The organism is Streptomyces sp. NPDC056987, from assembly GCF_042673865.1.
Taxonomy (GTDB): Bacteria; Actinomycetota; Actinomycetes; order Streptomycetales; family Streptomycetaceae; genus Streptomyces.
The window spans coordinates 128,959-142,103 of sequence record NZ_JBHURV010000002.1; the positions used below are offsets into that span (position 1 = coordinate 128,959).

The 13,145-nt window shown below is 71.3% G+C and carries 12 protein-coding genes; 7 read left to right on the forward strand and 5 right to left on the reverse strand.

What is annotated here, in order from left to right; genetic code table 11:
* Window positions 1-415 precede the first annotated feature (415 nt).
* The 5 genes from ACFTZC_RS02940 (at window position 416) to mscL (ending at window position 4,796) form a co-directional block, all read left to right on the forward strand.
* Window positions 416-1,768, forward strand: a complete 1,353-nt coding sequence (locus ACFTZC_RS02940; protein ID WP_382886714.1) for an MFS transporter — start codon at window positions 416-418, stop codon at window positions 1,766-1,768.
* A 66-nt stretch (window positions 1,769-1,834) separates the two neighbouring features.
* Window positions 1,835-2,218: an FmdB family zinc ribbon protein gene (locus ACFTZC_RS02945; protein WP_382886247.1), complete on the forward strand. Its 384-nt coding sequence runs from the start codon at window positions 1,835-1,837 to the stop codon at window positions 2,216-2,218.
* A 126-nt stretch (window positions 2,219-2,344) separates the two neighbouring features.
* The gene (locus tag ACFTZC_RS02950; RefSeq protein ID WP_382886249.1) at window positions 2,345-3,178 is read left to right on the forward strand and encodes an S-methyl-5'-thioadenosine phosphorylase; all 834 of its coding nucleotides are present in this window, start codon (window positions 2,345-2,347) and stop codon (window positions 3,176-3,178) included.
* Between the two features lie 370 nt (window positions 3,179-3,548).
* Window positions 3,549-4,082 carry a hypothetical protein gene (locus ACFTZC_RS02955; RefSeq protein ID WP_382886251.1) on the forward strand — a complete coding sequence of 178 codons (534 nt, stop codon included), beginning with the start codon at window positions 3,549-3,551 and terminating at the stop codon, window positions 4,080-4,082.
* Between the two features lie 225 nt (window positions 4,083-4,307).
* Window positions 4,308-4,796, forward strand: coding sequence for a large conductance mechanosensitive channel protein MscL (gene mscL / locus ACFTZC_RS02960; protein ID WP_382886252.1), 489 nt, complete (start codon window positions 4,308-4,310; stop codon window positions 4,794-4,796).
* A 76-nt stretch (window positions 4,797-4,872) separates the two neighbouring features.
* On the opposite strand, the gene ACFTZC_RS02965 is transcribed toward mscL, so the two are convergent.
* Window positions 4,873-5,100: a hypothetical protein gene (locus ACFTZC_RS02965; protein WP_382886254.1), complete on the reverse strand. Its 228-nt coding sequence runs from the start codon at window positions 5,098-5,100 to the stop codon at window positions 4,873-4,875.
* A 191-nt stretch (window positions 5,101-5,291) separates the two neighbouring features.
* Between ACFTZC_RS02965 and ACFTZC_RS02970 the strand changes: the two genes are divergently transcribed.
* Window positions 5,292-6,323: a P1 family peptidase gene (locus ACFTZC_RS02970; RefSeq protein WP_382886256.1), complete on the forward strand. Its 1,032-nt coding sequence runs from the start codon at window positions 5,292-5,294 to the stop codon at window positions 6,321-6,323.
* A gap of 191 nt (window positions 6,324-6,514) precedes the next feature.
* Entirely contained in the window at window positions 6,515-7,372 is an 858-nt protein-coding gene (locus tag ACFTZC_RS02975; protein ID WP_382886716.1) for a DUF6227 family protein, read from the forward strand.
* Between the two features lie 113 nt (window positions 7,373-7,485).
* On the opposite strand, the gene ACFTZC_RS02980 is transcribed toward ACFTZC_RS02975, so the two are convergent.
* From ACFTZC_RS02980 to ACFTZC_RS02995, 4 genes are all read right to left on the reverse strand, one after another.
* On the reverse strand, window positions 7,486-9,600 hold the full coding sequence (locus ACFTZC_RS02980; protein ID WP_382886258.1) for a fructose-specific PTS transporter subunit EIIC: 2,115 nt from the start codon (window positions 9,598-9,600) through the stop codon (window positions 7,486-7,488).
* A gap of 85 nt (window positions 9,601-9,685) precedes the next feature.
* Window positions 9,686-10,645: a 1-phosphofructokinase gene (pfkB, locus tag ACFTZC_RS02985; RefSeq protein WP_382886260.1), complete on the reverse strand. Its 960-nt coding sequence runs from the start codon at window positions 10,643-10,645 to the stop codon at window positions 9,686-9,688.
* 11 nt (window positions 10,646-10,656) lie between these two features.
* Window positions 10,657-11,418 carry a DeoR/GlpR family DNA-binding transcription regulator gene (locus tag ACFTZC_RS02990; protein ID WP_382886262.1) on the reverse strand — a complete coding sequence of 254 codons (762 nt, stop codon included), beginning with the start codon at window positions 11,416-11,418 and terminating at the stop codon, window positions 10,657-10,659.
* 104 nt (window positions 11,419-11,522) lie between these two features.
* On the reverse strand, window positions 11,523-13,139 hold the full coding sequence (locus ACFTZC_RS02995; protein ID WP_382886264.1) for an MFS transporter: 1,617 nt from the start codon (window positions 13,137-13,139) through the stop codon (window positions 11,523-11,525).
* Window positions 13,140-13,145: the final 6 nt, after the last annotated feature.

The following is a 13,145-nucleotide window of genomic DNA, read 5'->3' on the forward strand; positions in this document are numbered from 1 at the left end:
TCTGCCCCGCCCCTCGTCCGCCCTCTGTGAACGGGCTTGCCCAGGTGCTCAGGAGACACCTGCCTGTACGATAAAGGCGCAGATGATCGGCCCCGTCCGTCGTCTGCGTCTCTCGGAATCCTTCGACATCATCTGCATCTACTGATCGACCAACTCTGCCTGACGCAGTGCTGGCGCGACCGTATGGCGGCCGTGGCTGTCCCCTCAGTGGGCCCTGGTATCTACCGCAGTTCCGCGCAAGAGGACAGCTCTCGGCTGCGCCCGGCCCCGTGACCGACGGAGGCCGTACAGGGGCGCGCTACCAGGCGGCAGAAAGGCAAGGGCCGTGTCCCGCAACACGGTCGACACCGGCGCCGGTACCGGCACGGACGCTGTCGGGGCGGAGGGCGCGACGCCCCGCCCCGGGTATGGGCGGCTGCTGCGCACCCCGGGCGCCTGGACGTTCCTGCTCCCGGGCTTCGCCGCTCGGCAGCCCTTCGCGATGCTGACGATCGGCATCGTCCTTCTCGTCCAGCACACCACCGGCTCCTACGGCGTGGCCGGCGCCGTCGCCGCGGTGACCGGTGTCTCCATGGCGCTCTTCGCCCCGCAGGGCGGCAAGCTCGCGGACCGGTACGGGCAGCGCGCCGTGCTGGTGCCGGGCGTGGTGATCCACGCGGCGTCCGTGGCGGCGCTGGTGGCGCTCACGCTGACCGGCGCTCCGCTCTGGGCGCTGTTCGCCGCGGCCCTGCCGACGGGCGCCTCCGTCCCGCAGATCGGCCCGATGGTGCGCTCACGCTGGGCTGCGCTGCTCGGCCCGGCCGAAACGTCCCCCGGGGCGGACTCCGGCTCGGCTTCGGAAGCGGGTGCGGGTGCGGGTGCCGGTGCGGGTGCGGAGCCAGATTCGGGCTCGGGTTCGAACTCGGGCGGGCGCAGCTCGTCGTCCCTGCTGCCGACCGCCGCCGCCTTCGAGTCCGTGACGGACGAGTTCACCTTTGTCATCGGCCCCGTGCTCGCGACCGCTCTCTGTGCCGGCATCCATCCGGCGGCCGGACTGATCGCCGAGGCCACACTCACGCTGGTCGGCGGCCTGCTCTTCGCAGCCCAGCGCGCCACGGAGCCCCGGACGGACCGGCACGACAGGGCGGCCGGCTCAGGCTCCCCTCGGGTATCGGCTCTTTCCGTGTCCGGCGTGCGGGTACTGGCTGTTGCCCTCCTCGGGATCGGTTCGGTCTTCGGCGGAATGCAGGTCTCCCTCACCGCGTTCGCGGAGGAGATCGGCGACCCCGGGATGAACGGCCTCCTGTACGGGATCTTCGCGGCGGGCAACATGCTCGCCGGGATCGTCTGCGGCGCCGTGGCCTGGAAGACCGGGCCGCGCCGCAGGCTGCTGGTGGGGTACGCGGTGCTGACCGTGGCCGCCTCCGCTCTCTGGACCGTGCACTCGGTACCGCTCCTCGCCGGCCTCGGACTGCTGGTCGGCCTCTGCATCGCTCCCACCCTGATCACGAGCTACACGCTGGTCGAGTCGCTGGTGCCCGCCTCGGCGCGCACCGAGGCGTTCACGTGGCTGACCGGCGCGGTCGCGCTCGGGCAGGCGGCGGCGGTCACGGCCGCCGGACAGCTCGCCGACGCTTATGGTTCGAGCGCCGGATTCGTGGTCCCGCTCGCGGGCACGGCGCTGGCGCTGGCCACCCTGGTGGCACTGCGTTCACGGCTCGCCCCGAAGGCTTCGGGACGGGTCGCCGCGCGTGGCGTGAGTCACCGCGTCCCGGTGACAGTGGACTGATCGCTCGGAATAGGTCACTATGGAGCGTCGTTAGCACTCATTGAGTGAGAGTGCCAGGAGGAGCAAGTGCCGACCTACCAGTACCAGTGCACCCAGTGTGGCGAGGGCCTCGAGGCGGTGCAGAAGTTCACCGATGACGCCCTCACGGTGTGCCCGAATTGCGAAGGACGCCTGAAGAAGGTGTTCTCCGCGGTCGGCATCGTCTTCAAGGGCTCCGGGTTCTACCGCAATGACAGCCGCGGCTCGTCGTCGAGCAGCGCGCCCGCGGCGGCGAGTTCCTCAGGGTCCTCCGGCTCCGGGGCTTCCGGCTCCGGCTCCTCGGGTGCGAAGCCGTCCTCGGACTCCAAGGCCTCGGCGTCCGCTTCGTCCTCCTCTTCGGGTTCCGGCTCCTCTTCGACGAGCGGGTCGTCCGGCTCGTCGAGCAGCTCCAGCGGCTCCTCGGCCGCCTGATTCGCCTCCTTTCACCGCCAGGACCCCGCCGTTCCCCACGGCCGGGGTCCTTTGCGTGGCCCCGCGCACGCGGGCCCGGCAGGCCCGTACCGGATGCGGGTGCGGGGGTCCCGCTACTGTGACCGGATGGTGAATGCAGAGATCGGCGTGATCGGTGGCTCCGGCTTCTACTCCTTCCTGGAGGATGTGACGGAGGTCCAGGTGGAGACCCCCTACGGACCGCCCAGTGACTCTCTCTTCCTCGGCGAGATCGCCGGCCGGAAGGTCGCGTTCCTGCCCCGTCACGGGCGCTCGCACGGCCTTCCCCCGCACCGCATCAACTACCGCGCCAATCTGTGGGCCCTGCGCTCCGTGGGCGTGAGGCAGGTTCTGGGACCGTGCGCGGTGGGCGGACTGCGGCCGGAGTTCGGCCCGGGCACACTGCTCGTACCCGATCAGCTGGTGGACCGCACGAAAGCCCGCACCCAGACGTACTACGACGGGCTGCCGCTGCCGGACGGCAGCGCCTCCAAAGTCGTCCATATCTCACTCGCCGATCCGTACTGTCCCCAAGGGCGCAGGACAACCCTGGCGGCAGCGCGTGGGCGCGAATGGGAGCCGGTGGACGGCGGAACGCTCGTCGTGATCGAGGGCCCCCGCTTCTCCACGCGGGCGGAGTCACGCTGGCATGCGGCGATGGGCTGGTCGGTCGTCGGGATGACCGGTCACCCCGAGGCCGTACTCGCCCGTGAACTGGGGCTCTGCTACACCTCCATGACGCTCGTGACGGATCTGGACGCCGGGGCCGAGGCCGGCGAGGGGGTCTCCCACGAGGAGGTCCTCAAGGTCTTCGCCGCCAACGTCGACCGGCTGCGCACCGTGCTTTTCGATGCCGTGGCCGGACTGCCGTCGAACGACGCACGCGACTGTCTGTGCGCGCACGCGCTGGACGGAATCGACACCGGGATTCAACTGCCCTGACCCCGGTGCGTCTTGATCCTGGACTGGCCCGTTGATCTTGAATCGTCGCGCGATCTTGAATTGCCGCGCTCCCGCTCAGGCTACGCACAGAAGCGGGGCAATTCGATGGGTAGCACCCTGAACCACCCTTGCGAGTGAGGGAGTTATCCACAATCGGGAACTGATCCACAGGCCTCAGCGGGATCTCCGCGGCCGGTGCATCGTGAGGAGCGACCGCAGAAACTTCTCACGTCAGGCGGTGTTCGCCGTGTCCGGTTCCTTCACGCATGATCCCTCCCGCGCTCCCGCGCTTCCCTCCTACGCACACCCTCCCCTCGTCGCCCCGCGTCCCCGGTTTCTTCCGTCCGGTGCCACGCCGGAGCCGCGCGACGTGCCGCCGTTCCCTCCACTGTGCGTGGGCGGATCGCGGCAGCGGCTGCGCAGGGTCCTGAGGAAACGACGGCGGGCGGCGGCGGCCGGTCTGGCCATGACGGCGGCCGCGCTGGCCGCCGCCGGAGCCGGCGGCGCGGCCGGCGGCACCGCGGGGGCCGAGGCCCGGGCGGGGGCCGCCCCGGGCGCCCTCAGCGCGTCGCCGCCCTCCCGAGGACATCGGACTCCGCGGCCGGTGAAAATGGTGTCCGCGCCCGTGCGTATCGCCGACGCGGCGACGGTCCGGCTGCTGCGCCGGGGAGACCGTGTCGATGTCATCGCGTCCGCGGTGCCGCCGCCGGGATCCGCGGGGATCGGGGAGAGCGGGCCCGAGGCGCGTGTGGTGGCGGTGGGCGCCCGGGTCGCGGATGTCCCGAAGGCCCTGGAGATCTCGCCGGAGGGCGGGGCCCTCATCGTTCTGTCCGTGCCGCGCGCCACCGCCACGGCGCTGGCCGGAGCGAGCGCCACCTCGCGGCTGGCGGTGACGCTGTGCTGATCCGCGCGGTGTGGAGTCGGGTGCGGAACGGCGCGACGCGGGTGCGGCCGGTTCTAGGACGCCTGCTCCGGACGGGGGTGCAGCTGGGCCGTGCGGTACGGACTCGCACCGGCGAGCTGTGGCGTCGCCTGATCGCGTGTGCGGGGTGGACAGCGCGGGCACGCGCTGCCGTAGGTTGCGGAACAGATTGTCACCCCGACAGCACATGTGAAGAAAGGCTCACTCGTGAGCAAGGAGAAGGAAAGCGTCCTGGAGGGCTTCAAAGCCTTCCTGATGCGCGGCAACGTGATCGACCTCGCGGTGGCGGTGGTCATCGGGGCGGCGTTCACCAACGTGGTGACCTCGGTCGTCAAGGGCGTCATCAACCCGGTGGTCGGCGCGTTCGGCACACAGGATCTGAACAAGTACAGCTCGTGCCTGAAGGCACCGTGCAAGCTGAACGACGCGGGCGAGGTCGTCCGAGGCATTCCGATCATGTGGGGGACGGTGCTGAGCGCGGTTCTCACCTTCCTGATCACAGCCGCCGTCGTGTACTTCCTGATGGTCCTGCCGATGGCCAAGTACCTCGCCCGGCGCGCCAGGCAGCAGGCCGCCAAGGAAGAGGTGCAGGAGGTCATCGAGGTCAGCGAGCTGGAAGTGCTCAAGGAGATCAGGGACGCTCTGGTCGCGCAGCGCGGCCCCGGCGGCAGCAGCCCGGGCCGAAGCGCGCCTTAGGGCCTCGCGTCTGGATCTTGCCGGGCTCGTGCGCCCTGGCGACGCACTGTGGAGCGCCCACCCCGGGGCGGTTGCCTCAAATGTGGTGGGGCGGCTTCTCGTCGAGGAAGCGGGCGAGATCGGCGGAGCTGCCGCCGCTGCCCGCGGGACGGTCCCCCCAGCCGTCGTCGGTGTCGTCCGAGGACTGCTGGTCCAGCGGATCGTCGAAGATCAGCGCGGCGTGCGGACGCGGCTGCCCGGTCGGCCGACGGGGCTCTGAGGGCTGTTCCGCGGGGGCCGGCTCGGGGGTCGGGGTGGTGCTCATACCTCCAGAGTACGGGGGCGCCTACGCTGTCGGTGCGTACGCGGACGGGCGGCGGACGGCGCCCGGGGCCGGGATCGGCCGACGCGCGCGCGGCCCACCTCCGATTCCGCCGACGCCCGCTCCGCCCTCCTCCGCCGTTTCTCCGGCGTACAGCGCTTCACTGCCCGAAGCGCGTGGTACGCATGGGGCTCATGGCATCGAATAACGCACTGACCGACGTGGCGGGCCTCCGGGTAGGGCACGCCCAGGTGGCCGGAGATCGCGCGCTCACCGGCACCACCGTCGTGCTCGCCCCGGAGGGCGGAGTGGTCACCGCCGTGGACATACGCGGCGGCGGTCCGGCCACGAAGGAGACCGACGCGCTCGATCCGCGCAACATCGTCCAGCGCACGGAGGCCGTCGTGCTGACGGGCGGCAGCGCGTACGGGCTCGACTCGGCGTCCGGTGTGATGGCGTGGCTGGAGGAGCAGGGGCGGGGCATACGGGTCGGCGCCGACCCGGGTCAGGTGGTGCCCGTCGTCCCGGCGGCGGGCATCTTCGACCTGGGGCGCGGCGGTGACTGGCGGGTCCGGCCCGACGCGGCGACGGGGCGTGCGGCGGTGGAAGCGGCGGCAGCGTCGACGGGCGGGGCACCGGTCGCGGAGGGGTGTGTGGGCGCGGGGGTCGGCGCCCTCGTCGGGCCGATCAAGGGCGGTGTGGGGACGGCGAGTACGGTCCTGGAGTCCGGAATCACCGTCGCCGCGCTGATCGTGGCCAACGCGGCGGGCTCCGTAATCGATCCGCTGACCGGCGTGCTGTACGGACGTTACTTCAGCGGCCGTACGGAGTACCCGACACCTGAAGTACATCAGGCGGCGCAACGGCGACTGGCCGAATTGAGCGAGCGGAACGGCCCCGCTCCGCTCAACACCACCCTGGCCGTGGTCGCCACCGACGCCGAACTCTCCCGCGCCCAGGCGCAGAAGCTCGCGGGGACGGCGCACGACGGCATCGCGCGCGCCGTCCGTCCTGTGCATCTGCTCAACGACGGGGATACTGTTTTCACGCTGTCGACGGGCGTCCGGCCTCTGCCCGAGGGGGATTTGCTCGCTCTCAACGCGATACTGGCAGCAGGCGCGGACGTGGTGACCAGGGCGATCGTCTCGGCCGTGCATGCGGCGGAAGGGGTCGAGGGGCCTGGCGGGACGTTCCCTTCGTACCGCGAGTTGTACGAGCTCGACTGAGGGGCGTGTCCGGCGAGTTGGCAAGGGGCGCGCGGGAACTTCGCGTACGCCCCCTTCGTTTTCTCAAACTTAGGACGCGATGTCAGCCCTAGGCACTACGTTATGCAATCACCAAGTGACATGTGGCGACGGCCTGGAGACCCATCTTGAACGATCCCTACGAGACAACCGAGACGCACCTCGAGCGACTCCTGGGTCGGGCACTCAACTCCTTCGACCTGCCTGACGCACTGGTCGATCGACTCGACCGTGCGCTGGCGCACGCCAGCTCGCTGTGTTCCGCGCACCACAGTGCGGGGCTGCACCGCGAGACGTACCGGCACACCTATCTGCTCAACGACGGCAGCGCGCTCAGCCTTTGGGAGCTGGTGCACAACACCGGCCGGGACGGCGCGCGGCTGCATGAGCTGTACGGGGACGAGTCCGAGGCCCAGCTCGCCGCGGCGCGGCTGTGCCGTCCGGGCAGTCCGGAGGCACCGCGGCTCTCGTCGGCCTGCCCGCATCAGGAGGGCGACGAGGCGTACTGGGGAGAACGAGGATGCCTGGACGACGAACTCCGGGAGGAGGAACCCCGAAGCCGTGAGACGGCCATGGACGATCTCGCGACCGATCTGCTCGCGGAGCTGGAGTCGGAACGCACGGCCGAGATCGACGCTCATCTCGCGTTGATCCGCGGACTGCGCGCGCTGCCCGCCCCGGCGTCCGCGCCGCGGCACCGGTTGTACTCACCCGACAACTCCCCGGACCACGCCCGCAGAGTGCTGCGCCGCGCGGAGAACGCGGACTGCCCGGGTGAGGAGACCAAGCTGCTGCTGAAGACGGCGTTCGCGCACCACATCACGCAGGTCTTCGGCCGGCAGTGCCAAGTCGAGGGGAAGGACGCGGGGTTCATGCTCTACGAGCACGCGTTCCTGCTGATCGACGGCACCGAGATGAGCCTGTGGGAGGTGGAGCACACGGCGACACCGGACGGCCGGCACATGTGTGAGGTGTACGGGGCCGAAGAGACGGCGCGCGAAGCCATGGAGCTCCGCGCGCGGGTTCTGTGAGGACCGGCTGGGGCTGAGCGGACCGGGCCGGGAGGAAGGTCGTACGGCCGCCAGGGGTGGACGGACCGTACGACCTCCGGGGAAGGGCTCCGGGGCGGGGTCGGCCGGTGGGCTCAGACGCCCACGGGCACCTTGGCCTCCGCTCCGGCGCCGCTCGCTCCGTCGGCTCCGGCCCCGGCGGCCTGGTCCGGACGGCCGGTCTTCCGTGCTCCCTTGAGCAGGATGACCAATCCGGCGGTGACGGCCGTACCCGCCGCGATCGCGATCAGGTAGAGGAACGGATTGCCGATCAGCGGGATCACGAAGACGCCACCGTGCGGGGCCCGCAGCGTGCACTCGAAGAGCATCGAGAGCGCGCCGGTCACCGCGCCGCCCGCCATCGCGGACGGGATCACCCGCAGCGGGTCGGCCGCGGCGAACGGAATCGCTCCCTCGGTGATGAAGGAGGCACCGAGCACCCAGGCGGCCTTGCCGTTCTCGCGTTCGGTACGGGTGAACAGCTTGCCGCGAACGGTCGTGGCGAGCGCCATGGCCAGCGGCGGGACCATGCCGGCGGCCATCACGGCGGCCATGACCTTCAGGCTGCCCTCGTTGGGGTTGGCGAGACCGCCGACGGCGAAGGCGTAGGCGACCTTGTTGAGCGGGCCGCCCAGATCGAAGCACATCATCAGGCCGAGGATGACGCCCAGGATGATCGCGTTGGCCCCGGAGAGACCGGAGAGCCAGCTGGAGAGGGCCTCCTGGAGCGAGGCGATCGGCTTGCCGACCACCAGGAACATCAGGAATCCGACGACCGCGGAGGAGATCAGGGGGATCACGACGACAGGCATGATGCCGCGCAGCGGGGCGGGCACCTTGAGCCGCTGGATGGCCATCACCACGCCACCGGCGATCAGACCGGCGGCGAGACCGCCGAGGAAGCCCGCGTTGATGGTGAGGGCGATGGAGCCGCCCACGAAGCCGGGCACGAGACCTGGACGGTCCGCCATCCCGTACGCGATGTAGCCCGCGAGGACGGGCACCAGGAAGCCGAAGGCCAGGCCGCCGATCTGGAAGAGCAGAGCGGCCCAGCTCATGCTCTCCGTCCAGACGAAGTGCTCGGCGACGGAAGGGGCCTTGTTGACGGTGTAGCCGCCGATGGCGAAGCCGAGGGCGATGAGGAGACCGCCCGCCGCGACGAACGGGACCATGTAGCTGACACCCGACATCAGCCACTTGCGCAGCTTGGTGCCGTACCCCTCGCCGGGCTCTCCCGCGTCGTCCACGGGTGAGCTGTGGGCGCCCGCGGCGTCGCTGATCTCGCCGCGCTCGGCCTTGCCACGTACCTCGGCGATGAGTTCGGCGGGGCGGTTGATGCCCGCCTTGACGCCGACGTCGACCGTCGGCTTCCCGGCGAAGCGTTCCTTCTCCCGTACGGGCACGTCGTGCGCGAAGATCACGCCGTCGGCGGCGGCGATGACGGCCGGGTCGAGCCGGTTGAAGCCGGAGGATCCCTGCGGTTCGACGACGAGTTCGACGCCGGCCTGCTGTCCGGCCTGTTCCAGGGCCTCGGCGGCCATGTAGGTGTGCGCGATACCGGTGGGGCAGGAGGTGACCGCGACGATCCGGAAGACCTGGGGAGCGGCCGGGGCGGCCTGCTGCGCCTGTGCTCCCGATGCCTCTTCCGGTGCCTGCTCCGAGGCTGTCTCCGGGGCCTTCGCCGGCTCGGGGGCGGGCTCGGGGGCGGGCTCGGGGGCGGGCTCGGGCGCCGTGGGGGCAGCGGCGGCCTCGGGTTCGGCGGGCGTGGGCTCCTCGCCGCGGATCAGTGCGGCGGTCGCCGTCGCGTCCGTCGCCGAGCGGAGCGCCGTGGTGAACTCCTCGTTCATCAGGCGGCGGGCCAGGGCGGAGAGGATCGTGAGGTGCGCGTCGTCGGCGCCGGCCGGGGCCGCGATCAGGAAGATCAGGTCCGCGGGGCCGTCGGGGGCGCCGAAGTCGATGCCCCGCGCCGACCGGCCGAAGGCCAGCGTCGGTTCGGCGACATGGGCGCTGCGGCAGTGCGGGATGCCGATGCCGCCGTCGAGGCCGGTCGGCATCTGCGCCTCGCGCGCGGCCACGTCGGCCAGGAAGCCGTCCAGGTCGGTGACCCGGCCCAGGGTCACCATCCGCTCGGCCAGCGAGCGGGCCGCTGCTTCCTTTGTCTCGGCGGCCAGGTCGAGGTCGACCAGGTCCGCGGTGATCATGTCGCTCATCGCGGGCTCCTTTGCTCGCTTATCGCGCGGGTCAGGTCCAGAAGGGGGACGGAGAGGGGAACGGGAGGTGGGGACAGCAAGGGGGTCATGAGGCGGGCTCCCTGAGGAGGCGGTCGAGCGGGATGTCGGCGGTCACCGTGACCGCCGCCGGGTCCAGATCCCCGGGCGCCGGCATGACGCTGCCCGGGAGCTGTACCGCCGCCGCGCCGTGCGCGACGGCCGACGCGAGCGCCTCCGGGCCCTCGCCGCCCGCCGCCAGGAACCCGGCGAGCGAGGCGTCGCCCGCACCGACGTTACTGCGGACGGTGGTGACAGTGGCGGAGCCGAAGTATGTCCCCGCCCCGGAGACCAGGAGCTGGCCGTCCGCGCCGAGGCTGGCGAGGACGGCGGCGGCACCGTACGTGCGCAGCTCCTCGGCGGCCTTGACGGCGTCGCCGACGGTCGCGAGGGGGCGTCCGACGGCCTGGGCCAGTTCTTCGGCATTCGGCTTGACGACATCCGGCCGTTCGCGCAGCGCGGCCAGCAGCGAGGGGCCCGAGGTGTCGAGCGCGATCCTCGCCCCCGCGTGGTGGGCGCCGACGACCAGTTCCGCGTACCACTCGGGGGCCAGTCCGCGCGGCAGGCTGCCGCAGCAGGCGATCCAGGCCGCGGCGGCGGAGTGGGCGCGGATCTGCGCGCGCACCGCGGCGAGCAGCGACTCCGACTCCTCCGCGGTCAGCTCGGGCCCGGGCGCGTTGATCTTGGTCAGGGTGCCGTCGGGCTCGGCGAGCGCGATGTTGGAGCGGGTCGCCCCCACGACCGGCACCGGCGCGACCTCTATCCCCTGCCCGGCCAGCAGCTCCGCGACCAGCGCCCCCGGGGCGCCTCCGAGGGGCAGCACGGCGACCGTACGACGCCCGGCCGCCGCGACGGCGCGGGAGACGTTGACGCCCTTGCCGCCGGGGTCCATGCGCTCGGCGGTGGCCCGCAGCACCTCGCCACGGTCGAGGGCCGGGACCTCGTACGTACGGTCCAGGCTCGGGTTGGGGGTGACGGTGAGGATCATGCGGCGTTCTCCTAAACACACAGCACTTCGGTGCCGGCGGCCTCGATGGCCGCGACATCCGAAGGGCTGAGCCCGCTGTCGGTGATGAGCAGGTCGACATCGGCGAGCGTGCCGAAGCGCGCGAAGTGCTCCTGGCCGTGTTTGGCCGAGTCGGCGAGCAGCACCACGCGCCGCGCCGCGCCGATGACCGCGCGCTTCACGGCGGCTTCGGCGAGGTCGGGGGTGGTGAGACCGCCTTCGGGGGAGAAACCGTTCGCGCCGAGGAAGACGACATCGGCGCGGATCTCCCCGTACGCCCGCAGCGCCCAGGCGTCGACGGCGGCGCGGGTGCGGTGCCGGACCCGCCCGCCGACCAGGTGGAGGTAGATCCCCGGGTGGTCGGCGAGGCGGGCGGCGACGGGGAGGGAGTGGGTCACGACGGTGAGCCCGCACTCCAGCGGCAGCTCGGCCACGAGCCGGGCGACGGTCGATCCGGCGTCCAGGATCACGCTGCCGTCCTGCGGCAGTTCCGCGAGCGCCGCGTGCGCGATGCGGTCCTTCTCGTCGGCGGCGGTGGACTCGCGCTCGGCGAGGTCGGGCTCGAAGTCCATCCGCCCGGCCGGTATGGCCCCGCCGTGCACGCGGCGTACGAGACCGGCCCGGTCGAGTGCCTTCAGGTCACGCCGTACGGTCTCCGCCGTGACCTGGAACTGCTCGGCGAGCGACAGCACATCGACGCGTCCGCCCTCGCGGGCCAGGCGCAGGATCTCCTGCTGACGCTCCGGTGCGTACATGTGGGTTTACGTCCGTTCCGTGCCCGAACCTGTGGTTTCGGCGACACGCTACGCCCACATTTCTGGAAAGTAAACAGATTCGGGCGAACAACGGACACGATCAGTCATTCCGCGTTGGTACCCACGCCAGTAGCCGCTTCCCTGCTCGTTTCGGCGGTCGGCTCATCGGCGGTCGGCTCAGCAGCGGTCGGCTCGGCGGTCGGCTTCGGCGGAAGCGCGAACATCATGGCGAAGATGACCGCGAGCACGGCCACCACCCACCACAGCGCGTGCTGGAAGCCATCGGCGAAGGCCTCGTTCATCGCGCTCGCCGGCCGGTCGTCGACCACTCCGAAGAACACCACCGACACCAGTCCGAGGCCCAGCGCGTTGCCCATCTGCTGGGTGGTGCTGATCAGGCCGGACGCGGATCCCGAGTGTTCGCGCGGGACGCCCGAGAGCACCGCGTCCGTCAGCGGGGCGACGATCAGCCCCATGCCCGCGCCCATCACCACCAGGGGCAGCGCCATCTGCCAGGAGCGGATCTCCAGGCCGTACCGTCCGGCCGCGCCGATGTAGAGCAGCAGCCCCGCGATCATCGTCAGCGCGCCCGCCTGGAGGACCCCGCGCCCGAAGCGCGGGACCAGCTTCTGTACCGAGAGACCGGCCGCGACCGATACGGCGAGGGAGAACGGCACCCCCGTGAGCCCCGCGTGCAGCGGGCTCCAGCCAAGACCGATCTGCATGTACAGCGTCCAGACCAGGAAGAAGATGCCCAGCGCGACCCCGAAGGTGAGCTGGACCGCGACGCCCGCGGCGAAGCTCTTCACCCGGAACAGGGACAGCTCGATCAGCGGCGACCCGTCCTTGCGGGTCTTCCTCCGCTCGTACGCCACCAGTACCGCCAGCACGCCGAGACTGCCCGCCATGCAGACATGACCCCACAGCGGCCAGCCCAGCTCGCGGCCGCGGGTGAGGGGGTAGACGAGCATCAGCAGCGCGGCCGTCACCAGCACCACGCCCACCAGGTCGAGCCGGAGCGCCTTGGGCGCCTTGGACTCGACGATGAACCGCCGCCCGAGCAGCACTCCGGCCACGCCGACCGGCAGGTTGATGAGGAAGATCGGGCGCCATTCCAGGCCGAGGAGGTTCCACTGCGTGAGCAGCGCGCCGAGCAGCGGGCCCGAGACCGCGCCGAGACCGACGATCGCCCCGAAGAGCCCGAAGACCTTGCCGCGCTCGTGGGCTGGGAAGGTGACATGGATGATCGCCAGCACCTGGGGGACCATCATCGCGGCCATGGCGCCCTGGAGCAGCCGCGAGCCGACCAGCATCTCCGGGCTGACCGCGAAGCCACAGAGCGCGGAGGCCACCGTGAACCCGCTGATACCGATCAGGAAGAGCCGCTTGCGGCCGTATATGTCACCGAGCCGGCCACCGGTGATCAGCCCGGCGGCAAAGGCGAGCGCGTACCCGGCGGTGATCCACTGGATCGCCCCGAACGTCGCACCGAGGTCCCGCTCGATGCTCGGAATGGCGATGTTGACGATGGTGACATCGACCAGGTCCATGAAGGCTGCTGTCATGACCACGGCCAGGGCCAGCCAGCGACGCCGGTCACCGGCCTCCGGAGCCCGCCCGGAGGGCGCTTCGAGAGCGGCGGACGACGGGGCAGAAGAGGGGGTGGGAGAGGGCGCCGGCGGGGCAGCCGGGGATGCCGGGGATGTGGTGGGTGAACTCATGCGCCA

Excerpts from the sequence above, each read along its gene's own strand:
- ACFTZC_RS02950 (WP_382886249.1), top strand. The coding sequence starts at position 2,345 with ATGGTGAATGCAGAGATCGGCGTGATCGGTGGCTCCGGCTTCTACTCC.
- ACFTZC_RS02965 (WP_382886254.1), bottom strand. The coding sequence starts at position 5,100 with ATGAGCACCACCCCGACCCCCGAGCCGGCCCCCGCGGAACAGCCCTCA.
- ACFTZC_RS02970 (WP_382886256.1), top strand. The coding sequence starts at position 5,292 with ATGGCATCGAATAACGCACTGACCGACGTGGCGGGCCTCCGGGTAGGG.
- ACFTZC_RS02980 (WP_382886258.1), bottom strand. The coding sequence starts at position 9,600 with ATGAGCGACATGATCACCGCGGACCTGGTCGACCTCGACCTGGCCGCC.
- pfkB (WP_382886260.1), bottom strand. The coding sequence starts at position 10,645 with ATGATCCTCACCGTCACCCCCAACCCGAGCCTGGACCGTACGTACGAG.
- ACFTZC_RS02990 (WP_382886262.1), bottom strand. The coding sequence starts at position 11,418 with ATGTACGCACCGGAGCGTCAGCAGGAGATCCTGCGCCTGGCCCGCGAG.
- ACFTZC_RS02995 (WP_382886264.1), bottom strand. The coding sequence starts at position 13,139 with ATGAGTTCACCCACCACATCCCCGGCATCCCCGGCTGCCCCGCCGGCG.